The sequence below is a fragment of the Vibrio sp. 10N.222.55.B11 genome, from assembly GCF_041473705.1.
GTDB lineage: Bacteria > Pseudomonadota > Gammaproteobacteria > Enterobacterales > Vibrionaceae > Vibrio > Vibrio crassostreae_C.
In genome coordinates, this window is record NZ_JBFRST010000005.1 from 97,611 (window position 1) to 121,680 (window position 24,070).

At 44.4% G+C, this 24,070-nt stretch carries 18 protein-coding genes and 1 pseudogene; 14 read left to right on the forward strand and 5 right to left on the reverse strand.

All coding sequences use genetic code 11. The annotated features are described in order from the left end of the window. Positions 1-136: 136 nt before the first annotated feature. The 3 genes from AB4503_RS03705 (at position 137) to AB4503_RS03715 (ending at position 1,649) form a co-directional block, all read left to right on the forward strand. Positions 137-346 carry a cold-shock protein gene (locus tag AB4503_RS03705; protein ID WP_010430417.1) on the forward strand — a complete coding sequence of 70 codons (210 nt, stop codon included), beginning with the start codon at positions 137-139 and terminating at the stop codon, positions 344-346. 117 nt (positions 347-463) lie between these two features. Next, a complete protein-coding gene (locus AB4503_RS03710) occupies positions 464-1,003 on the forward strand; it encodes a YaeQ family protein (protein ID WP_017061727.1) in 540 nt (179 codons plus the stop codon). Next, on the forward strand, positions 996-1,649 hold the full coding sequence (locus tag AB4503_RS03715) for a hypothetical protein (protein WP_372113682.1): 654 nt from the start codon (positions 996-998) through the stop codon (positions 1,647-1,649). Before AB4503_RS03710 ends, AB4503_RS03715 begins: the two co-directional genes overlap by 8 nt. A 261-nt stretch (positions 1,650-1,910) precedes the next feature. On the opposite strand, the gene folE is transcribed toward AB4503_RS03715, so the two are convergent. Next, positions 1,911-2,564 (reverse strand): GTP cyclohydrolase I FolE, encoded by a 654-nt coding sequence (folE, locus tag AB4503_RS03720; protein ID WP_017061725.1) that lies wholly within the window; start codon positions 2,562-2,564, stop codon positions 1,911-1,913. A gap of 215 nt (positions 2,565-2,779) precedes the next feature. Here folE and moeA point away from each other — a divergent pair, with 215 nt between their 5' ends. The 7 genes from moeA to AB4503_RS03755 all read left to right on the forward strand — a co-directional run bounded on the left by moeA (position 2,780) and on the right by AB4503_RS03755 (position 11,970). Further along, positions 2,780-4,015 (forward strand): molybdopterin molybdotransferase MoeA, encoded by a 1,236-nt coding sequence (moeA, locus tag AB4503_RS03725; RefSeq protein ID WP_017061724.1) that lies wholly within the window; start codon positions 2,780-2,782, stop codon positions 4,013-4,015. A 12-nt stretch (positions 4,016-4,027) separates the two neighbouring features. After that, a complete protein-coding gene (moeB, locus tag AB4503_RS03730; RefSeq protein WP_372050988.1) occupies positions 4,028-4,777 on the forward strand; it encodes a molybdopterin-synthase adenylyltransferase MoeB in 750 nt (249 codons plus the stop codon). Between the two features lie 255 nt (positions 4,778-5,032). Beyond that, positions 5,033-7,168, forward strand: coding sequence for an LruC domain-containing protein (locus AB4503_RS03735; RefSeq protein WP_372113684.1), 2,136 nt, complete (start codon positions 5,033-5,035; stop codon positions 7,166-7,168). An 11-nt stretch (positions 7,169-7,179) separates the two neighbouring features. Further along, a complete protein-coding gene (locus tag AB4503_RS03740; protein WP_372113685.1) occupies positions 7,180-7,797 on the forward strand; it encodes a hypothetical protein in 618 nt (205 codons plus the stop codon). Positions 7,798-8,003: 206 nt separating this feature from the next. Then, positions 8,004-8,318 carry a hypothetical protein gene (locus AB4503_RS03745; protein WP_017061706.1) on the forward strand — a complete coding sequence of 105 codons (315 nt, stop codon included), beginning with the start codon at positions 8,004-8,006 and terminating at the stop codon, positions 8,316-8,318. Between the two features lie 123 nt (positions 8,319-8,441). Further along, entirely contained in the window at positions 8,442-9,290 is an 849-nt protein-coding gene (locus AB4503_RS03750; protein ID WP_017065718.1) for a sulfurtransferase, read from the forward strand. 385 nt (positions 9,291-9,675) lie between these two features. Beyond that, complete coding sequence (locus AB4503_RS03755; RefSeq protein WP_372113687.1) at positions 9,676-11,970, forward strand: putative bifunctional diguanylate cyclase/phosphodiesterase; 2,295 nt, start codon at positions 9,676-9,678, stop codon at positions 11,968-11,970. A gap of 78 nt (positions 11,971-12,048) precedes the next feature. Here the strand turns inward: AB4503_RS03755 and AB4503_RS03760 are convergent, their stop codons facing one another. Next, positions 12,049-13,416, reverse strand: coding sequence for a glycoside hydrolase family 18 protein (locus AB4503_RS03760; RefSeq protein WP_372113689.1), 1,368 nt, complete (start codon positions 13,414-13,416; stop codon positions 12,049-12,051). Positions 13,417-13,584: 168 nt separating this feature from the next. After that, on the reverse strand, positions 13,585-14,592 hold the full coding sequence (locus AB4503_RS03765) for a sugar-binding transcriptional regulator (protein WP_372113690.1): 1,008 nt from the start codon (positions 14,590-14,592) through the stop codon (positions 13,585-13,587). A gap of 459 nt (positions 14,593-15,051) precedes the next feature. Between AB4503_RS03765 and tal the strand changes: the two genes are divergently transcribed. Both tal and tkt read left to right on the forward strand, forming a co-directional pair. Then, a complete protein-coding gene (tal, locus tag AB4503_RS03770) occupies positions 15,052-16,002 on the forward strand; it encodes a transaldolase (protein ID WP_009845571.1) in 951 nt (316 codons plus the stop codon). 87 nt (positions 16,003-16,089) lie between these two features. Further along, on the forward strand, positions 16,090-18,081 hold the full coding sequence (tkt, locus tag AB4503_RS03775) for a transketolase (RefSeq protein WP_372113692.1): 1,992 nt from the start codon (positions 16,090-16,092) through the stop codon (positions 18,079-18,081). 108 nt (positions 18,082-18,189) lie between these two features. On the opposite strand, the gene AB4503_RS03780 is transcribed toward tkt, so the two are convergent. Beyond that, entirely contained in the window at positions 18,190-19,752 is a 1,563-nt protein-coding gene (locus tag AB4503_RS03780) for a methyl-accepting chemotaxis protein (RefSeq protein ID WP_372113694.1), read from the reverse strand. A gap of 165 nt (positions 19,753-19,917) precedes the next feature. Then, positions 19,918-20,322, reverse strand: a pseudogene (locus AB4503_RS03785) (Lrp/AsnC family transcriptional regulator); the annotation flags it as partial. Between the two features lie 409 nt (positions 20,323-20,731). On the opposite strand from AB4503_RS03785, the gene AB4503_RS03790 reads away from it, so the two are divergent. Both AB4503_RS03790 and AB4503_RS03795 read left to right on the forward strand, forming a co-directional pair. Continuing rightward, the gene (locus AB4503_RS03790; RefSeq protein WP_102428996.1) at positions 20,732-21,058 is read left to right on the forward strand and encodes a hypothetical protein; all 327 of its coding nucleotides are present in this window, start codon (positions 20,732-20,734) and stop codon (positions 21,056-21,058) included. A gap of 47 nt (positions 21,059-21,105) precedes the next feature. Continuing rightward, on the forward strand, positions 21,106-23,862 hold the full coding sequence (locus AB4503_RS03795) for an immune inhibitor A domain-containing protein (protein WP_372113695.1): 2,757 nt from the start codon (positions 21,106-21,108) through the stop codon (positions 23,860-23,862). The last annotated feature ends 208 nt before the right edge of the window (positions 23,863-24,070 follow it).

The following is a 24,070-nucleotide window of genomic DNA, read 5'->3' on the forward strand; positions in this document are numbered from 1 at the left end:
AAGAAAGTTCTTTGTATATAAACATTTCGTTGGATTACTAGTAACCCCGTTGTGTTGTACGCAATAGCAATAAACTTTTCCGCGCTATCAGTGCCACAATTGGCTCAAAATAAAAATTTAATTTTAGGATATCATCATGTCTAACACAGTTACTGGTACAGTAAAATGGTTCAACGAAACTAAAGGCTTCGGCTTCATTCAACAAGAAAACGGCCCAGACGTATTCGCACACTTCTCTGCTATCACTGGCGACGGTTTCAAAACTCTTGCTGAAGGCCAAAAAGTTGAGTTCGTAGTATCTCAAGGTCAAAAAGGCCCACAAGCTGACAGCATCAAAGTACTTTAATTTAGTATTTTAAAGCTTTCTAAAAATAGCCAGCCTCTGCTGGCTATTTTTTTACCCGCTATTCAGAGATTTAAGGTAATATTCCCCTTCACTATTTCTACCTAAGACACCCTCTCAATGGCTCTTAAACCGACAATCTACAAGTTTCGTATCTCTTTAACCGATATGAATCGCGACTATTACGACTCTTTCAATCTAACGGTTGCACAACACCCTTCTGAAACAGAACAGCGAATGATGGCTCGAATCATGGCTTTCTGTATCAATGCATCTCCTGAACTTGAGTTCACTAAAGGATTGTCTAGCATTGAAGAACCCGATTTATGGCAGAAGTCGTTAGACGATCAAATCCTAGAATGGGTCGATGTGGGCGAACCCGATCCAGAGCGTGTTAAGAAGGCAACTCGCCTATCTAAATCAGTACGCGTATTCAGCTTCAACACTAAATCAAACGTTTGGTGGGAGCAGAACAAAGGTAAATTCGGCTACCTAAAAGCTCAGATCGTTCGTCTAGACAACGATGGTATTGAGCAGCTAGCGGCGATGACACAACGTACGATGGATCTTTCAGTCATGCTGACGGGTAACTCTGCTTTCATTAACAGCGATACTCAATCGGCAGAAGTAACGTGGGAAGAGCTACAGAGTAATGACTGAGCGTCCAACCCCGAATAATTCGCAAACAGCAGCTAGCCAGCTAGAAGAAGCCAAGCAAAAAGCCGACGCGCAGCAAGAAATCAAAGCTAAACAACAAGCTAGAACCAAGCTTCACCAGTGTTTAAAAGAAGCAGGTTTAGGTTCAGTCAAAGCGCTCTCGACAGGCTACGAGAAAGAGCTGTCGTCATTTATTGATGAAAACCACGCTTTGTTTAAACACGCTTGCGAGAACAAGCCGGAGAACTCTGCACGTCAGACGTTGCTTGGCTTGCTAACCAAGGAACATATCGATGTAAGCTATCGCTTTGAAAGCAATAAAGAAGCGAATGAGGCGATGCAAAATGTATTCGATAATACAGTGGGAACTGAGCACAGCGACAAGTTTCAAAACTCTAACGCTCAACAGTTAAAACTAGTCACGCATTTGTGGTTGTTCATTCAAGGACGACTAGGAATGGATTACAGCCTAGCCAATGATCACGCAGCTGTAGCCGCTACGCTACTGTCTCGTATATCGAGAAGCAGTGATGATGAGATTCGCGTAGAGTTCATGGCGAGTTTTTACGATGGTTTGAGCATCTATCAAGCCGAGAACAAGCCATCCGGTATTGTTCACCACTTAAAGCGTTTGTTTAACCTTTCTTAAGCACTCCACCAGCGACTGATTCTAGTTACGCTCTATATGCTTTCAACAAACGTTAAGATATAGAGCGTGCTTTTTCTGCTTGGCCGCAACAGATTCCCTATTACGTTCATTCTTCACTTTAGGGAATAACAGCATTCTCAGCCATTACAGTTGACTTCATTACAGGCGTAAAAAAGCCCCGCATAAAGCGAGGCTTAGAATATATTTCAATGAACATCAATTTACAGAGGCTAAATTGAATTCATCTAATAATGCAGTGAATCAACGCAGGCCGTGTAAGAACTCGTGGCGCGTTGCTGGGTTTGATCTGAAGATACCGCCTAGAGCTGTTGTTGTCGTTTCGCTGGTTGCATCCATTACACCGCGAGATTTCACGCAGTAGTGAACCGCATCCATGGTTACAGCAACGTCATCGGTTTCGAGTAGCGTTTGCAATGCAACAAGGATCTGCTGCGTCATACGCTCTTGAACTTGTGGGCGCTGAGCAAAGAATCGAACAATACGGTTAATCTTTGAAAGACCAATGATTTTTCCACGCGGGATATAAGCGACCGCAGTCTTACCATCAATCGTCACTAAGTGGTGCTCACAAGTACTGGTCACGGTAATGTCTTTTACTCGTACCATCTCACGAACGCCCATCTTGTTTTCGATTACCGTAATTTTAGGGAAATTGGCGTAATCCAAACCAGAGAAAATTTCATCCACGTACATTTTAGCAATACGTTGCGGTGTTTCTTCCAGACTATCGTCCGTAAGATCAAGTTCAAGGAGAGTGAGAATCTCACGCATATGGTGTTCGATTCGTTCCTTTTTCTCTTCTCGGCTAACCTGGTTTGGACTCATTGGTGTCTCTAAACCACGGCTTGCTAGCGCATCTTTAACCAACTTCGCTGATTCGCTAAGACCTGACATTGAACTTCCTCTTTTATTACCCCTTCTGGATGGCAAACAAGGATACTCGGAATTTTGAATAAATACACCCATATTTTAAGGGAGGTCATTATTTACGGGGCTTAAACTGTGCTAGAGTGGCTAGAATTTCGTTGGCGAACCAGGTGTTCTGATCATTATTTAACCACCATTGCCAACCACAAAATCAAAACAATAACGATCAAAGGATTTCAATTATGGGCTGTTGCGACGCTCCGGGCTTGATGCCAATTGAAGAAGCACTAGATAAGCTGCTATCGCCAATTCAACCTATTCGAACGACCTTATCACTGCCATTGGCAGAAGCATTGGGTTACGTACTTGCTGAAGATATTCTATCCCCTATTTTCGTACCTCCTTTTGATAACTCAGCAATGGACGGCTATGCACTGCGCTTAGCAGACCTAGAGAACAGTAAAGTGCTGCCTTTAGCGGGCAAGTCCTTTGCAGGTCAACCTTTTGAAGGTGAATGGCCAGCAAACACCTGTATTCGCATTATGACTGGCGCAAAGATCCCGGAAGGTTGTGACGTCGTAATCATGCAAGAAAACACGGCTGAAACTGACGCTGGCATTGAGATTCAGCAAGACGACATCAAGCTGAACAATAACATTCGCCCTACCGGTGACGACATCAAGCAAGGCGATATCGTTCTTAGCCGTGGCGAACGTTTAACACCTCGTGACATTCCAATGATTGCTTCGCTCGGTGTGAGTCATGTAACTGTGGCACACAAACCTAAAGTCGCTTTCTTCTCTACTGGCGATGAGCTCAAGCCATTAGGTCAGCCTCTTGAAGATGGTCAGATCTACGACAGCAACCGCTACGGTATCAAACCACTGATTGAAGCGTTTGGTTGCGAAGCAATTGACCTAGGTATTATTCCTGATTGCCCTGCAACGCTTAAAGAAACCTTTGTAAAAGCGCAAGAACTGGCAGACGTAGTTGTCACTTCTGGTGGCGTAAGTGTCGGCGAAGCTGATTACACCAAAGACATTCTTGAAGAGCTTGGCGAAATCGGCTTTTGGAAACTAGCAATCAAACCAGGTAAACCATTCGCATTTGGTGAGCTAGACAACGCTTGGTTCTGTGGCCTACCGGGTAACCCAGTGTCTGCAATGATGACCATGTACGTGTTAGTTCAACCTATGCTGGCTAAACTTGCCGGTCACACTGCGTGGACAGCACCAGAATCGATTCCTGCGATCACTAAATCTGCATTCAAAAAAGGCCCAGGCCGTACTGATTATCAACGTGGTATTTACTCGATTGAAAACGGTAAGTTTGTAGTAGAAACAACAGGTAACCAAAGTTCAGGCGCTTTCCGCTCAATGAGCTTAGCAAACTGTTTTGTGGTCCTAGAGCGTGAACGTGGCCGTGTTGAAGTCGGTGAAACGGTTCAGATTCAACTGTTTAACTCGACGCTTTACTAACGAGGCTTGCTGATGGAAATACTGTCTGACGCAGAGATGCTTCGCTATAACCGCCAGATCATTCTCAAGCAGTTTGATTTTGAGGGTCAAGAAGCGCTGAAACAGAGCTCGATTTTGGTGTTAGGTGCGGGTGGTTTAGGCTGTGCCTCTGCTCAATACCTTGCGACTGCGGGTATTGGTAAGCTAATGCTGATCGACGACGATGTTGTCGAGCTTTCAAACTTGCAACGACAAGTGCTTCACACCGATGCTGATATTGGTAAGAAGAAAGTCGTTTCAGCCGCTGAATCATTACAGGTGTTAAACCCACACCTTAGAGTTGAAACGGTCGACCACAGACTTGATGACGAGGCACTAGCAAAGCTCATTGAAGCGCATTCGTTAGTACTTGATGCCAGCGACAACGTTGAAACGCGCAATCAACTTAACCGTTTGTGTTACGCCTCAAAAACGCCACTTGTATCGGGCGCTGCGATTCGCATGGAAGGTCAGATTAGCGTATTCACTTATCAAGATGAAAATGCACCTTGCTACCAGTGCTTGAGCGCTCTATTCGGCAACGCTGCTCTAAGCTGTGTTGAAGCCGGTGTGATGGCACCTGTTGTTGGCATGGTTGGCGCGGCTCAGGCTTTGGAAGCTATCAAGGTTATTGCCGGGTTTGGACAACCAAAGCAAGGCAAGCTTTTGATTCTCGATGCCATGTCTCACAGCTGGCGTGAAATGAATTTAATGAAGATGCCTAATTGTTCGGTGTGTGGATAAGCTAAATCATATCCCCTCTTATCGAAAACTTAAGCCTTGACTATATGTTGGGGCTTTTTTATATCTCAACGTCAGCATCTCAACTCGCTTTATCAATTTGAAATACTCTATGAGAGATTAGTTTCATTTGAGTTCTCATTTTGAGAATACAATAAAAAAATCAGCACCACAAAATATAATCGTTAAAAATCAACATGTTAAATTTGGCACATAACTTGTAACTGTATCTGTACCTTCCATCACAAGGATGTAGATATGAGAATTACAACGTTAAGTTTGCTATTAAGTGCCCCTCTAGTCGCCAACGCAGCGCCATTCGATACCTGCCCTAGTCAAGCATACCTCTTTCAGTCGAAACCCGTTGAAGTTTGGGGTGTAAACCTAGTAACAGGTTCAACCACACTGTTAGAAGACGATACGGGTATGAATGCCAATATCAATGGTGTCGGTTTCGACTTTCAAGACAGATATATTTATGGCTATGACACCACCAACAAACGTTTAGTGCGTCTTGGTCAAGACTTCCAAGCAGAAGTTATCAATACCAGTGGCTTACCAACCGATCACACTTTCTATGTCGGCGACGTCTATGACCATGTTTACTACTTGTATCGTACAGGTAAGGGACTATTTACTGTTGACCTCTCTCCTTTAGACTCTGATCCGAATGCGACCGTCACGGTCAACAAAATCGCAGGCAGCCCTGCAACTGTAAAACTGACTGATTTTGCTTTCCATCCAAGTGATGGCTCTTTATATGGTATCGACAATAACTCGGGTGGCTTGTACAGCTTCAACCCAACTACAGGTGCAGAAACCTATATTGGTGATACCGGAGAAACAGGGACGTTTGGCGCAGGTTATTTTGATGTAAACGGCTACTATTACGTATCTCGAAATCAAGACGGTAAGATCTACCGTATCAACCTATCCCCAGATAACGCTGCAAACATCGCTGCAGGTGTCGTTCCTGCTGTAGAGTTCGTATCGAATGGCCCTTCTTCGAATCAAAATGATGGTGCTCGCTGTGCGAATGCGCCTGTCGTAGATGAAGATTCCAACATCGACTTCGGTGACGCTCCAGATACCTATCTAACGTTACTGGCGAGCAATGGCCCTCGACATGAACTCGATGGCATCACATGGTTAGGTACAACTCCTCCAGATGCGGATTTAGATGGTTATGTCACACCTCAATCAGATGAAACTGTCGGGGTGGATGATGAATGGGCAAACGGTGGTATCGGTTTTGTTACCGCACTTGAAGCAGGGCTTGATTCAAAAGTAGTAATTGAAGCTTCAACAACCGGTTACCTTTCAGCTTGGATAGACTGGAACCAAGATGGCAGCTTCGATGGCGCCAACGAGCAAGTGTTTACAGATTACGCGCTCGATGCTGGTGAAAACGATCTATTCCTAAATGTCGACATCAACGCACTAACCGGTACTACGTGGGCTAGATTTAGATTCAGTCAACAAACCAACCTAAGTTACTTTGGCGGTTCAACCTCTGGTGAGGTGGTCGATATTCAAGTCGATGTCCTTAACGATGGCGCCACCGCTCGTTACTTCCCAAGTGCTTCTGGCTACGCAACGCTCGCGTACGAAGATAACTGGCCTTATAAAGCCGACTACGACATGAACGATGCTGTTCTTATGTATCGTATTACTGAAATCCTTAAAGATGGAAAAGTCGTTAAATCAACTATCGACGGCCGCCTAGCTGCTGTCGGGGCATCGTACAGAAATGGTTTTGCTGTTCGACTTCCTAACCTCGACCCGAGCTTGGTGAGTAGTGGTAGCTCTTACATGAAACACAACGGCGTATTCACTGACCTTGACCTAGAAGATGGACGTAGCGAAGCAATCTTTGTTATCGCCAATGACCTGACAGAAAAAATCAGCACTGGCTGTACCTTCTACCGCACCAGTAATGGATGTAAAGAAGATGAGCAGTTCTCGTTCCAAATTGGTATTACTTTAGCCGGTGACGGTGTGAGTACTGGCAGCTGGACCGATATGCCTTACGACCCGTTCATCTTCGCAACGCCTGGGTATTATCATGGTGAAAACCTACCTCTACATCCAGGACGCAGCTGGGAGGTTCACTTGCCAGACCAAGCTCCAACCGAAGCATTTGATACCACTAACCTCTTTGAAGCTGGTTTAGGCGTCGATGACAGTAATCCATCAACAGGTAAATACTTCAAAACAGTAGAAAACCACCCTTGGGCACTAATAGTGACTTCGGATGACGAATGGGAGTGGCCTTTAGAGTACGTCGATATTGTTACCGCTTACCCAGGGTTTAAAGAATACGCAGAATCCGGCGGTGAAACGAACCAAACATGGTACCAATCACCTGCAGACAACCAACGTTACGAACCATAAGGAGAGACGTTATGACTATTCACACTAAACAATATCGAGACAATCATTGCGTTGATTCAAGTCGCAATCTCTTTGAGGAAAAACGTATGTCTGTACAAAGCACTTGGAACATCAAGAAGTCACTAGCCGTTATTTTAGCTGCAGCGCCATTAGTATTAGCCGGCTGTGGAGGCGGCGGCGGTGGGGGCGGAAGTACATCTACGGCATCACCATCTACACCCTCGACACCTGCAACTCCGTCGAATCCGGTAACAGCAACGCCTTCGCCGTCTCCCGCGACAAGTGCGGTAGCAGCGCAGAGCTATACGATGAGTGATTTGGTGGTACCTGATGGATTTGACTACAACTCTGTTGAACAGTTTGATCTCAACATTGACATCAGCAGCATTTCGACAGACCGTTCTTTTGTGACCGTTTATAGCCGCTTTAGTACAAGAGATGACTCAACCTTGAAGCCGGATTACTCCAGCAAGGTCATTACGGGCCCACTAGATAACGGTGTGTTCGCCTCCAACTTTGCAGCACCAGTAAACCATGACGCACTCTTGATAGAGATTTGGTTTTACGATGGTCAACCTCCATTACAACAAGTGGTTTCTAGCGGCGACTCTCAGATTGTCTGGCAGTAAATTGTTTAACAGCAGGTAACTTGTCGTTAGCGAGATCTCTGACGAAACAGAGTCAAAATGGATTGTTTGTAAGTAGGAAGTGAGCAGAAATGCTCACTTTTTTATTTTCGTCGAAGAGCAGTTAATTCAGCTTTCTTAGCGAGTAGCATTCACTTTACCACCAACCTCACTTATATTTTCAACATAACCTTCAAAGACTTACTCTCATGAAACAGTTAAAAATAGGTCTATTTATCTTAATGTGTGGCGTAGGCGTGTTAGTTGCCCTTGCCTATTTCCCGCTAACATCAGAGACGGGGCAACGTATTCAAGCCAAAGTAATTTCGAACACGCTTACTCAATCCTTAGATGGGCACAGGCGTTATCTGACGGTTCAGACAAAAGATAATGACGTATTTCGGCTCTCTATTGCTCCTACCACAGACTGCCCTATTGATTCTGTGGTCGCGCTTGATACATTAAACAATCAAATAACCGGACAAAGCAGTTATCAGTTCATCCACTGTCGAGCTGCACAGTAGCCATCGATGCAACAACGGTATTCGTAAAGCAACTGTATTCGCAAAAGCAACAGTAATCGCTCTACCACTGTATTCGCTAAAACAGTAAGAATCGCTAAAACAACAAGAATGGATATAACAATAATGAATCAGCCACTCATCTCACCACAACAACTTCAACAACGTTTGCTAGCAGAAGACAATATCATCATCCTCGACGCCAGCATCGAGTTTCAAATTCCAAGCGAGTCAGAAAAGATCAAAGGACAAATGATTCCTGGTGCTATTCGTTTTGACTACGACAAAGACTTTTGTAACAAGCACACTCTGCTTCCTCACATGTTTCCGAGCGAAAAACACTTCAACACTCGCGCAAAAGAAATTGGCATCAATCAAGACAGTACGATTGTGGTTTACGATAACTCCGGAACCTTCGCTTCTCCTCGTGCGTGGTGGATGTTTATGGCAATGGGACACAACGACGTATTCATCTTAGATGGCGGTTTGCCAGCTTGGATCGAAGCCGGTTACGCGACCGAGACTGACTATCGCACCGAAGTAAAAGCGGGCAATTTTGAAGGCCATATTCAAGACAACTACTTTGTCAGTGCTCAGCAGATTGAAGGTTACTCAACTGACAAGAGTGCAAACATTGTAGATGCTCGTTCTCAAGCTCGTTTCGATTCAGAAGTTCCTGAACCACGTGAAGGCTTGCGTAGTGGCCATATACCGAATTCTATTTGCCTACCATTTGCCCAAGTACTCAAAAACGGCAAGTTAAAGTCCCAAGAAGAGCTTATTGATATCTTTTCAACGCTAGAATTAACGCCTTCTCAACCTATGTTCTTTAGCTGTGGCTCTGGCGTAACAGCTTGCATCATATTATTAGCCGCTAAACTCGCTGGCTATAACGGTGAAATGGGTGTTTACGATGGTTCATGGACGGAATGGGGTGCTAACGACAAACTCCCTATCGCCGTGACTAAAAAGTAATTCAACTTCGCTTAATGCAACTATTAGAATATACTGCGCATGCATAAAGAGCTTACTGATAATGATGGCTCCACGTCTCATGAAGTAAGCCTCTATGTCGCAGTTAACGCTATGTTCATTTGAGACCAAGACTCGATTCACGCCGTTTGATTTGTAACCCACATCAACTTGCTAACCATAATTCGTGATTAATCATAAACTAATCGTTATCGACGTTATGAATACTAATTTTTCACTCAAGAATCTCTGCTCGTAGTCGTTACACTATTTAATCATTAATACTTTCATCATTGATGTTTGTATTTTTCGTTGCATGAATCGCGCTGACAACCCAATAGTTTGTCACTTGCAGTCTGTTAAAAGTAGTAACCAACAAAGGCACCTCATGGCTCTATTTAAGCAAAATATCTGGTCGCTGTACGCGTTTGTCGTACTACTGACCCTGATACTTTTCGCCGCGTTGGGAATAACAAACTGGAAAGCAAACAGAGACGACTTCATAGAGCAGCAACACATTCAGGTTGAGCTTTTTTCTAGCTCCGTCAACTCGCTGCTGACCAGTCAAGAAGCCTTGTTAGAAGTGGTTGGCCATCAACTGGCTCAACAGTCTGATTTCACACGTACTGCATCTATCCAGATTAGGCCAATATTAGACAAGCTACTTGAGACCCACCCTGCGATAGCAGCGTTTGGCTTGTTGAACACCGACGGTGATTACCTCTCGATTAGCTCAAATCTCGAACTTGCGAATCAAAGGAACTTGCTGCAATACGCGCCAACCAGAGGCTCCTTCCTAGACGCCCTATCAAGCAGTAGCATGGTGCTTGGCCGTACCTATTTTCAAGATTCGTTGAATAGCTTAGTCATCCCGCTGAGAAAATCCATTTCAATCGATGGCAAGAAAACCGATGCAGTAATGACCGCAGGGCTACGATTAGACGCAACGATCGTATTTGAAAATAATGCTCACGCCGGAAGTTTCAATACACTAAGCCTGATCAGAAAAGACAACTATCGCCAGTTTTATTCAAGTGATATTGAATCTGAGAGTGCCTATTCCTCTCCAGTCGGCAAAGATGTCATACAGCGTATTGCAAGTATCTTTACCGACCACTTCGGAATTAGCGTACAAGAAGCGATGAATGGGCAAGAAACCTATTCTTTTGTCGTCGACGATGAAGAGTACCACTCTTTGATGAGCGCGAAATACATCCCAAACTACAAATTATGGGTGGTAGGACGTACGGATCTAACTCACGTCGATAGTATATTCATACAAGAGTTCAGCATTCTTTTCGTTGCCTTTATTTTTCTTCAGTTTGGTTTCTACTTTTTGGTTAAGTCGATTGCCAAGAATGAACAACGGACTCGTAGCCAACTCATTTATCAGGCGAACCATGACCCTTTAACCTCTCTGCCAAACCGTTTGTACATGCGTAGAAACATTGGTAAATGGATTGACGATGAGTCAGAGCCGTTTTCGCTGTTGTTTATCGATATCGATAACTTTAAATGTGTCAATGACACCCACGGGCATGACTTTGGAGATAAGGTTCTCAAACAGATCGCTTTGCGTTTGATGAGGTTCCGATCTCGCCTCAGCCTATTGGTACGTGAATCCAGTGATGAGTTTTTGTTCTTGACACCCTTGTCGAATGAAGCTGAAATTAAACGACTCGCCAAGCGCATTATTGAAGTGCTTTCTCAACCTTATGAAGTTGAAAGCGCTCAGTTTTTGTTAGGTTGCAGCATCGGCGTAGCGCGTTTCCCAGAACACGGAAAAGATCTGGATAGCCTGTTACGTTCTGCCGATATTTCAATGTACAAAGCGAAACAGCAGCAAAACTCGTACAGTATTTTCACAACGGAAATGCAAGATGCTCATCTCTACAAAATGAAAGTAGAACAAAGGCTACGCATCGCTATCGAGAAACAAACGCTGTTCATGGTTTTCCAACCGCTGGTTCGTGCAAATGAAAGTATTCATGGTGTAGAAGCACTCGTGCGCTGGATTGATGAGGAATTGGGTTTTGTTCCGCCAGATGTCTTTATACCGATAGCAGAGAACACGGGTTTAATGCAAAAACTGGGGACTTTTATTATTGAGTCCAGCATTATGCAGATCGCCCACTTGCACCGAACAACAGAACAAAAGATCGGGCTGTCGATCAACATATCAGTGCGTCAGTTTTCTCATCAATCCTTCTCTGAGCACTTGTTCGCGACACTAGAAAAGTATCAACTCTCTCCTAGCTGTTTAACGCTAGAAATTACCGAGAGCTTGTTCATTGAAGATGTGACTTTGGTGAAACCGACTTTTGAAGCCCTCAAAGAGAAGAATATAAAGATCTCTTTAGATGATTTCGGGACAGGTTATTCATCACTAAGTATGTTGAAAGCACTGCCTATCGATGAACTTAAAATCGATAAGAGCTTTATTGAGAACATTGCTGTCGATCAGCAGTCACTCACCATGGTGCAAAACATCATCGCAATCGGTAAGAACTTCGGCATGGTGGTATTGGCAGAAGGCGTAGAATCAAACGAACACTTCGCAATTCTAAAGGCATGTGGATGTGACTTAATGCAAGGCTATTACTTCTCTCGCCCTATTCCTTATTATGAGCTGGCTACTCACCTAAACAAGAAAGTGACCGAGCACGCGGAATGTTCTGTTTAAGAACGCGAGTTAAATAGACGAGCTAAATAAGGTAGGCAGATAAACACCTACCTTATTTTCTAGATATTTTCTGTTCGGTTATTTATTCATTTCACTATGCATAACATCGATCAACTGTCCGGAAGGATCTCCTGATAATTCCCAAGTAAAAATGCCGCCTAGGTCTGATTTCTTCGCCCATTCTGCCTTTGCTTTAATAGAACGCTGATCTTCAAAAGATATGAATACTTTTTTATCTGGGTTCCACAAATAAGGTGCTTGAGCTTGCTCATCATACTTATACTCATAACCTTGTTTACTGCTGTAGTTATTCATAAGATCCCAAAACATGAAGTAACCGTTTTCACCGGTACCAAACTGCGCCCCTTGTTCAGAAACTAGGTCACCTTTAGGCAGCTCTCCAGCAAAGTCTTTTGTCCCTTGCCAACCTCGACCATAAAAAGCCGCCCCGATCACGAGCTTCTCGCTAGGAATACCTTGCTCTATCATCTGATTAATGAAGACATCAGCTCCCATTCCCCACCAACTACGCTCGGTGGCATGTAAGTTTGTTGTGTGACCTGTTTGAGTTCCCCAGCCTCCGAGGAAGTCATACGTCATCGCAAACATGTTCGTCAGATATGGGCTAGCTGCGTTCCAGTCAATTTGAGCTGCCTTAGCACCAACACCGACAGCCGTTGAAAGCTCGTAATCTCTTTGAGTCGTCTTTGATAGAGCGTCCAAATCACTTCTGATTGTTTTTACTAAAAGAGTAAAAGCTTCACGCTCTAGCGCTTTTTGCTCATCCGTTAGTTTCGTCTCTGGGTTCCAAGGCGAAGTGGTTAAGCCGCCGCCTCCTGGGTATTCCCAATCAAGATCAATACCATCAAAGAAGTCGTATTTTTGGATCAATTCAACAGCAGTTTTTGAAAAGTGCGCAATGGCTTGAGGATCTTTCGCCATCGCATGGAAAGGTTCAGACATTGTCCACCCTCCAAATGAGGGCAAAATTTTGATATTTTGATTGTCGGCCTTCAGTTGAGCTAACTGGGCAAAGTGACCTTTATAGGCGACATCAACACCCACGTCTCCGAAATCGACTTCTAACGCAGCTTCTTTATCCACAATAATCGCGGTATATGGTTGTTTGTCTGCACATTGCTGCTGAATTTGTTTTTGGACGGGCTCACCAGCACCGCTATGAGGACCACACATGCTCAAGAAGGCGTAAATAATATGTGAGAGCTTGTCTGCAGGTATGTCGTCAACGGTATAAGGGTTGTCTTTATTCAGATATTGCCAATCCGCAAAATACCCTGCGACGACTTTATCATCGGCATGTACTGTAGGTGTGAGCATACAAACCGTGGCTATTGAGCTAAGCCCAAAGATAGAAATAGATTTAAAGATAGAACTTGATTGGTCACTGTTGCTAGAAATAGCGTGTGTGATAAATGACAGTTTCATAATTATCTCCTTTAGTGTGGCTTAACATTAAAGAGTGATAATTCTTTCAACCGCTGAACAAATTCACTATTCGAGTCATGTCTAATAGTTATCCCCCTTATTGCACTGGTTTCATCAGGGGAATTTCCATGATTACTCAAATAGTGAATTCAACGAAGCTTAAGTATCTTACGATTCACTGCTGTTTGGTTTATTCACGCTAAGTTGTTCGTCCAAGTTAAGTACCGTCAAAGCATTACTTACGCTGGTCGCTATCACATCGACCACACCGGTTCTTAGTGCGCCTAATAGAGCTAATGGCTTACTGTTCTCCGCTGCAATGGCAATGACTTCCGCTATTGGGCGAAATTCTTCCAAGGCCAAACCAATCACACGGTCACTCATTACTGTGTTTGCTGTTTTACCGTGAACATCGAAAAAGTCATAACCCGCAAAGTCACCGACGACACCTTGTAATAAACGAGATTGAACGACCTCACCTGCGGTAAACCAGCCTAAGTCGACCATATAGCTGTTTTCGCTCATATCACCGATACCGACCAAAGCGACATCGGATTTTCGAGCGAGATCGAGGGTCTGCTTAACGGTGCTGTTTTCCATGAATGCGGTTTTTTGCGCTTTATTCTCGGCATAAGCGGGCGCGTATAAGGTTTCAGAAGATCCACCGTACTTTTTGGCTAACTGCCTGCATATATGGTCGGCATTAAACATACCGCCTCTTGGGTGAATACCGCCGATACCACACACGAATTTGCAGTCTCGTGGCGTAATGACGCCAGTGTGATGAGCAACAGACGATACGTTTCGCCCTTGTCCTACTGTCACTACCATGCCGTTTTTCAGTGTACTGGTAAGGTAGTTAGACACTAAACCAGCAACCTGTAATCGCTGCTTCTCTTCATTTGGTTGGTCTAGTGCCACAAGCGCACGCTTTACACCAAATCGTTCGATCAAACGTTGCTCGATCTTCGCACTAAAGACGGGGTGATATTTCACGGTGATCTCAACAATGCCCTCATCTCGGGCTTGCTTGAGCATTCGACCAACCTTTGCACGGGAGATAGAGTACTTTTTAGATATCTCTTCTTGCGTGGCACCATCTTGATAATAAGCAACCGCTACTTCAGTGAGGAGATCAGTGTTTTCTTCGGAAACATCTTGGATATTCTTACTCATATACCACTCAACCAATATTTAACAATTATTTTACCTGCTTGAAGAACAAATGTTCGATGCTTAAGCAAGTGATACACAAGTTTACACCCCAAACATATGTAACAGCAAGCTACATTTGCTCATAGTCATAACCATGGTTTTGTTGTTGATTAATTCACCTCACTTTGCTCGTTAAACGTTTGCTTGCATAGCCCATGATTACTAGAGCGAAATATATTTGACTGAAGTCACCATACAGTACTATTTACCGTTGACTTTGGGGCTAGATCGGATAAATATGGCTACATCATTTACTCATCGAGCGATCAAATGTTCTGTGCAAATGTTCGTTCGGAGAAAAATTTAAATTAATGTAAGTTTGGCTCACTGGTACAACCATTGAGAACTTCATTAGTTAGCTTGCAAATGCCCACACCTCTCCCATTAATGAGGTGTTATGCGATACATAGGATGATCAAAATGAGCAATAAATTAGAGCAACTTCGTAAACTAACAACTGTTGTAGCTGACACTGGCGATATTGAAGCTATCAGCAAGTACACTCCTGAAGATGCAACAACTAACCCATCTCTAATTCTTAAAGCTGCTCAAATTGCTGAGTACGCTCCTCTAATCGATGCTTCTATCGAATACGCAAAAGCGCAAAGCGGTGATAAAGCACAGCAAGTTCAAGATACTTGCGACATGCTTAACGTGAACATCGGTAAAGAAATCCTAAAAGTTGTACCTGGCCGTATCTCTACTGAAGTCGATGCTCGTCTTTCTTACGACATGGAAGGCAGCGTTGCTAAAGCTCGTCAACTTATCAAAATGTACAACGACGCTGGTATCACTAACGACCGCATCCTTATCAAACTGGCTTCTACATGGGAAGGCATCCGTGCTGCTGAAATCCTAGAGAAAGAAGGCATCAACTGTAACCTAACGCTTCTATTCTCTTTCGCTCAAGCTCGTGCTTGTGCTGAAGCTGGCGTATTCCTAATCTCTCCTTTCGTTGGTCGCATCATGGACTGGTACAAAGCGAAAGAAGGTCGTGATTTCGAAGCTTCAGAAGATCCAGGCGTAATCTCTGTTTCAGATATCTACAACTACTACAAAGACCACGGCTACAAAACTGTTGTTATGGGCGCAAGCTTCCGTAACATCGGCGAGATCCTTGAGCTTGCTGGTTGTGACCGTCTAACTATCGCTCCTCAACTTCTAGCAGACCTAGAAGCAGCAGAAGGCGAAGTAGTAGAGAAGCTTATCGACTCTAACGGTACTAAAGAGCGTCCAGCAGCGATGACTCACGCTGAGTTCCTATGGGACCACAACCAAGATGCAATGGCTGTTGAGAAACTGGCTGAAGGCATCCGCAACTTCGCCGTTGACCAAGGCAAACTAGAAGACATGATCGCAGCTAAGCTGTAATCACTCTTACCAAATTCAAATAGGGGAACGTTCAGTTCCCCTACTTTTATCAATTTTGTTTTTCTTAATTTTTATTCGGAAGTTCTTATGAATCGCAAACATCTAGCTAACGCTATTCGTGCTCTAAGCATGGACGGCGTACAACAAGCAAACTCTGGTCACCCAGGCGCACCTATGGGTATGGCTGACATCGCTGAAGTACTTTGGCGTTCTCACTTAAACCACAACCCAGCAAACCCAGAGTGGGCTGACCGCGACCGTTTTATCCTGTCTAACGGCCACGGCTCAATGCTGATTTACTCTCTGCTTCACCTAGCAGGTTACGAGCTTTCAATTGAAGATCTTAAAAACTTCCGTCAACTGCACTCTAAGACTCCAGGTCACCCTGAGTACGGTTACGCTCCTGGTATCGAAACAACGACTGGTCCTCTAGGTCAAGGCATCACTAACGCTGTTGGTATGGCTATGGCAGAGAAAGCGCTAGCAGCACAGTTCAACAAAGAAGGCCACGACATCGTAGACCACTACACTTATGCATTCATGGGTGATGGCTGTCTGATGGAAGGTATTTCTCACGAAGCATGTTCTCTAGCAGGTACGCTTGGTCTTGGTAAGCTGGTTGCTTTCTGGGATGACAACGGTATCTCTATCGATGGCGAAGTTGAAGGTTGGTTCTCTGACGATACACCTAAGCGTTTCGAAGCTTACGGCTGGCACGTAATCCCAGCGGTAGATGGTCACGATTCTGACGCTATCAACGCAGCGATTGAAGCGGCTAAAGCAGACCCTCGCCCTACTCTAATCTGTACTAAAACAGTGATTGGCTTTGGTTCTCCAAACAAAGCAGGTACGCACGACTGTCACGGCGCTCCACTAGGCGCTGAAGAAATTGCAGCAACACGTAAAGAATTAGGTTGGGAGCACGGTCCTTTTGAAATTCCGTCGGAAGTTTACTCAGAGTGGGATGCGAAAGAAGCAGGCGCAGCTAAGGAAGCAGCGTGGAACGAGAAACTTGCAGCTTATGAAGCAGCATACCCTGAGCTGGCAGCTGAATTCAAACGCCGCGTAAACGGTGACCTACCAGCTGAGTGGGAAGAGAAAGCATCGGCAATCATCGCTGATCTTCAAGCTAACCCAGCAAACATCGCATCACGTAAAGCATCTCAAAATGCTCTAGAAGCGTTCGGTGCTATGCTACCAGAATTCATGGGCGGCTCTGCTGACCTTGCGCCTTCTAACCTAACTATGTGGTCTGGTTCTAAGTCTCTTGAAACGAACGACTTCTCTGGTAACTACATCCATTACGGTGTACGTGAATTCGGTATGACGGCTATCATGAACGGTATCGCTCTACACGGTGGTTTCGTACCATACGGCGCAACGTTCCTAATGTTCATGGAATACGCGCGTAACGCTATGCGTATGGCTGCTCTGATGAAAACTCAGAACATCCAAGTTTACACGCATGACTCTATCGGTCTTGGCGAAGATGGTCCAACTCACCAACCAGTTGAGCAGATCGCTTCTCTACGTCTAACTCCAAACATGAGCACATGGCGCCCATGTGACCAAGTTGAGTCTGCTGTTGCTTGGAAACTAGCAATCGAGCGTAAAGATGGTCCTTCTGCACTTATCTTCTCTCGTCAAAACCTTGCACAACAAGATCGTGACGCTGAGCAAGTAGCAAACATCGCTAAGGGTGGTTACATCCTGAAAGATTGTGAAGGCAAGCCAGAGCTTATCCTTATCGCAACGGGTTCTGAAGTTGAGCTAGCGGTTAACGCTGCTGCTGAGCTAACGGCTGAAGGTAAGAAAGTACGCGTAGTTTCTATGCCTGCTACTGATGCGTTCGACAAACAAGACGCGCAGTACCGTGAGTCTGTACTTCCATCTGACATAACGGCACGTATCGCTGTAGAAGCTGGCATCGCTGACTTCTGGTACAAGTACGTTGGTTTCGGTGGCAAGATCATCGGTATGACAACGTTTGGCGAATCTGCACCTGCAGGTGAGCTATTCAAGATGTTCGGTTTCACTACTGAAAACGTAGTAAACACAGCGAAAGAGCTTCTAGCTTAATCTTGAATACATTGTCTCGCCCTTCAATGGGTTGATGCATACAGAAAGCCCCGCATGAAAATGCGGGGCTTTTTTTGTCTTTTCTCTCATTCGGATTAAATCTAACGGCTATTTTTCTTCGAAACGCTTTGCCAGTTGGTAGAACTCATTGACTTGTTCTTTTAGCTCTGTGGAGTGGTCTTTCACAGAATGCGTTGCCACTAAGTTTTGTTCTGCGGTCGAGGCGATAGACTGCATATGCAGATTGACTTCACTCGACAGCTCACGTTGCTTATGAGCAGAACTTTCAACAGACTGCATGAGTTCATTCATGGATTGCATTAGGTTTTCGACTTCCGACAAGCGCTCTGCACTCACCTTCGCAACATCACCACATGCGTCCGTTTGCTCACGGTTCGCCAGAATATCTTTTTGCCACCCTTCAATCGTCGTTAGCATGGTATCGATGCTCTCTTTGATCTGAACCGTAGCCTTTGAGGTTCGACCCGACAATGCACGGACTTCGTCGGCAACAACGGCAAAGCCTCGTCCTTGCTCGCCCGCTCTCGCCGCTTCAATCGCAGCGTTCAGGGCCAACAAGTTGGTTTGTTCGGCGATTCCACCAATCTCTTCCATTATCTTGCTTACGCTCTGCGCTTGATCGCTCAGTTGGTAAGTCGCTTGAGTCGCCTTTTCAGCCTGAGAAGCTAGGCTCTCTAAGTTTTGATGAGTTTGATTAATGCTTTCTTTAGCGCCAGCACAGGTTTGCAAAGTCACATCAACAATCTGGTGCGCTTCTTCTGTGCGAGAAGAGACCTCATTGGCGGTGACTTCAACCTCTTCAGTCGCCTCTCGTACTTGAAGAATGTCTTTTGTTTGTTGATCTAAGGCTTCTGATACTTCAAATGACGTCGCATTTAGGTTGTCAGCCAAATCTTGTAACGGCTTGGCTGAGTCTGTCATGCGACCTAATACGGTGTGGATTCTTGCAGACAATAGTTTTAAGTGAAAATCGGCAATAGAGAACTGACTATTACCTGAATAAACAAGACGACTAACACTATCGAATTTAGATTGCAGCTTTTTCAACTGCAGTGGAGTATCAATCAGCTCTTGTCGGAAAAGCAGTGCTAATGCTGAAACAGGAAGTAGGCTCAACAACCATTGTGATACTTGCCCTACTTCAATGAGATTTGAAATTAACGGCGCAGCCAAAGAGCCTAGCAACACGGCGTAACGAACACTGTCACTGATCTTTAATGACCATTGGCGACCCGACTTTTCAGCCTTCAAGAGGCCTTGGTAAGCCTTATCTGCAACTTGTATCCATTCATTCTTTGGCTTAACACGAACAGATTGGTAGCCACTCACCTTACCATTGTCGTAAATTGGAGTTACATAAGCATCGACCCAGTAAAACCCACCAGATTTGGTTTTGTTTTTTACGATGCCACGCCAAGCTTTACCTTGCTTTAGGTTAACCCACATATCAGCAAAAGCGGCTTTCGGCATATCGTTATGCCTTACGATATTGTGGTGTTGCCCTAGCAATTCTTGTTGGCTGTATTCCGCTATGCGACAAAAAGCATCATTACTGTACGTAATCACGCCTTTTAAATCAGTGGTAGAGACAAGTTGTTCGTTTTCGCTGAGAAGCGTTTCACGAGATTGAGTAGATGAGCTGACAGTCATTATATTAACTTAGGTTAATTATTATTTTAGGCGAGGAATATATACAATTATTAAAGTTATGACAAAATGTGAACGTCACATTTTGTGTAAATGCCTGCTATTTATACAAATATTAGCTAAGTACCTCACAAAGCTAATAACTTCACTATCTTCTCATGCCAACAGTCACGACTCATCTAAGTTTACGGCAGTGGTAAATTTCACGGTTCTCATTGAGACAGAGGTATGGAATTTACGAATATTCAGATCTTTGCGTAGTACTCGCTCCACAAAGTCTTCGTAGGCTTGAATGTCTTTGACCGTCACAATCAGCATGAAATCAAAGCTGCCTGATATCTGATAGCACTGCGTGACCTCTTCTGCCTTTGAAATAGAATGGCGAAAGATTTGGTAAATATCCCCTCGATCACGCTCCATTTCCACGGACACAACCAAAGTCATCTTACTGCCGGTCAGTTCTGGATTAATGATGGACACACCACCGACAATCACGCCCTCTTCTCTCAGCCGTTTCACTCGCTTTAAGCAAGCAGGCGGTGACAACCCGACCAGCTCTGCTATTGTTAAATTTCACGTCATTGAAACACTGAAAGTTACTCTCAATACCCTAATTATTGATATTTTGAGTAAAAATAATTTGAGCATGGGTATTTACTAATGACTCAGTTATTACATGCGTATTTTAAAACACCGATAATAAAAAATTATCTTATTAGTTAGAACCCAACGCCTTGTATAAAGCGCCCTCCAGAATAATAACCACGACCTAATCAATGTTATTAAACATCCAAACTATCAACTATTCATTCAACAAAACCCATTAAATAACTGACAATAGAATAAATAACACTCCTTATTTTATATTAACTCTAAATGTTGAAACCGGAACGAATAATTAATTGTAATAATTATCCATTTGATTGGTAAAATTTATAAATATACTTTGTTACATAATCAAAACTGATGGCTTGATATAATAATGTCACACAAAACAATGGCTTTAATGGTTCTAATTTTTTCCTCACTGTCACAGGCTTCCACTATTGAGAACGACGAACTATTGCTGAAGTCATTGATAAAACAAGGTGTTATCTGTTCAGGCTTAACCTATGAGGAAAATCAAGAAGCTTTGCGTATCTATCTCAACGCTAAAAAAGTGAAGAGCACTCCGTTTGATTCAAAAAATAGAAAAGAGACAACCAATACAAAAGAGATAGAAGATAAAAAAAATACAACAAACACACGTCAGTTAAATAAGACACCACAAGAGTGTATTAGGCCAAACTCGGACAACAGATCCGAATAAGGCAAGTTGATACTGATATCGACATGGAAATATAAAAAGGAAATATAATGAAAATGATGAGAAGAACATTGTTGGCTTCAGCAATGCTTACTCTATTTAGCGTCAGTGGTTATGCAAAAACACCTATTGATTTAGGCGTAGTTAATGAAGACAAACTCATTGAAATGCTAGTTAGACAAGGCTTAGTCGACCAAGATGCAACCGATGTGGCAAAGCAGGATGCGCTTGACCGTTACTTGAAAAATAAAATCAATTCCGGTTTCAAAGGCGATGCTCAATTCGGAAAAAAAGCACTTGAGCAACGCGCAAAAATACTCAAAGCCATAGAAAAAGGGTCTGGCGTTAAAAAAGCGAGTGTCTTTGCTTTAGAAGTCGGCACCAAGCGCACCGATAAAGTACTCGCTCTATTGGTCGATTTCCCTGATTTGAACTGGGATGACAACAAGTTGACCGAAGAGCACACGCAGATGCTCTACGAGAGCTACAACCCTGAACATTATCAAGAGTTGTTGTTTTCAAATTCTGGCTACACAGGGCCAAATGGCGAAAACCTAATCTCGATGCGCCAATATTACCAAAGCGAATCAGGCGACAGTTACAGCGTTTCAGGTCAAGCGGCAGGTTGGTATCGCGCCTCTAAGCCTGCGCCATTCTATGGTGGCAACTCCCCTACCACCGACAACGACCTAAACGCCCAAGAACTGGTTCGTGAAGCGCTGAATCAACTGGCTCAAGATCCGAGTATCAACCTTGCCGATTACGACATCGAAGATCGTTACGATTACGACGGTGACGGAAATTTCCGCGAACCCGATGGTGTGATTGACCACCTGATGGTGTTTCATGCATCGGTAGGCGAAGAAGCCGGTGGTGGCGTGTTAGGCCCTGATGCGATTTGGTCTCACCGATTCAACCTTGGTCGCACTCATGTACTGGAAGGTACTTCTAGCTCGCTTCCAGATCGATTTGGTGGCCAATACGCGGCGTTCGATTACACCATTCAACCGATTGATGCGGCTGCAGGTGTTTGTGCCCACGAATATGGTCATGATTTAGGCTTACCAGACGAGTATGACACGCAATACACAGGCAGAGGCGAACCGGTTTCTTACTGGTCAATCATGTCTTCGGGCAGTTGGGCTGGTCAAATTGGTGGTACACAACCAACGGCATTCAGCTCTTGGGCAAAACACTTCCTACAGAAATCGATTGGCGGACGTTGGGTTAACGATGATCAGCTCTCGATTGATGACCTAGAAGACAATCCACAAGTGTATACGCTGTTCCAAACAACGGATAACAGTCGTCCTAACATGATCAAAGTGGATCTTCCTGAAAAGCAGATTGAAAGTCTGAAACCCTTTGAGGGCGAGTATTCATTCCACTCTCAAAAAGGCGATGATCTGAAAAACAGTATGACTCGCAAGTTGATGATCCCAGCGGGTGATTCTGCACTGCTGTCTTTCAAAACTTGGTATGAGATTGAAAAAGACTACGACTTTGCGCGCGTGCTAATCAACGGACAAGCCATTGCAGGAAACATTACCTCAATGGACGATCCATACAACACGGACCTCGTTCCTGCTATTGGCGGCGAATCTGGCGGATGGGTCGACGCTGAGTTCGACGTTTCACAATGGGCAGGCCAAGAAGTGGAACTGTCTTTTGAATACATCACCGATGGCGGCTTAGCAATGGAAGGCTTCTATTTAGATAACCTTGCTGTTGTTGTCGATGGTGAAGTGACCTCAATAGACGATGGTGAAAGCAACTCCACCTTCTCCCTTAATGGTTACAAGCTGAGTAATGGATTCCATCAAGCGCAGCACTACTATCTATTGCAATGGCGCAGCCACATGGATGTTGATGAAGGCCTAGCGAACATCAAACGCATGGGACAACTGATGTCATTCGACCCTGGCTTGATCATTTGGTACGTCGACGAATCACTAACCGACAACTGGGTAGGTAAACACCCTGGTGAAGGTTGGTTAGGCGTGGTCGATGCAGACCAAAATGCCATGGTGTGGGCAAACTCTGGTGAAGCGGCTCAAACACGCTACCAAGTTCGAGACGCAGCGTTTTCACTCAAAGATCATACTCCAATGCGTCTTGTAAACAGCGACAACGATGTACTCGAAGATACCAGTTTGGTTGGCAATGCTAGCTTCTCGGATGACCAAGATTACACATCGCCTCAAGCACCAGATTCAGGACGCATCCTGACGGAGTTTGGTTTAGCGGTCGATATTGTGAATCAGAGTGACAACAACGAATACGGCGTGGTTCGCTTATCTAAAGTAAGCCAACACAACGTCGCTCCTACTGCGAACTTCGAGCTGAATGTGACTGGCCTGAATGTTTCTGTAAACAACTTCAGCTCAGACCAAGACGGTGAGATCACCCATTACCTGTGGGACTTTGGGAACGGCACAACAAGTACTGAAGTGGCACCAACTTGGTCTTATGAACAGGCCGGTGAATACACGTTGAACTTGACTGTTGTCGACGACAAAGGCGCTACCGATTCATTTAGATCTGTAGTGAGTGTTGAATCTCCAAACGCCCTTCCAGAAGCGAGCGCGAAGTACATTCACTTGGGCCGCTGGGTAACCATGTGGTCTACAAGTTCAGACAGCGATGGTCGTATTGTTGATACCGAGTGGACACTTCCAAACGGAAAGGTGAAACGAGGTCGCACATTCACTTCTATCTTCCCTTCATACGGAAAGCACGAGGTGAATCTGAAGATAATCGATGACCAAGGTGGGATTACGACTAAGACAATTTTGGTCGACCTGTAGCTCATCTTGGGGCTTAGGTTTTAAACGATAGACCATCAAAATAAGTACGCGGCTCTATCACACGTACTTACAAGCAAGCTTAAGCACTGTTGTCTTCGAGCATGAGCCAAGACAGCAGTTTTAAGGAAACGTTATTATTTAAGCCGTAAGCAAAAGCCCTACCGATTTGGTAGGGCTTTTTATTGGTCGCAGTTCGAGATACTAGGGT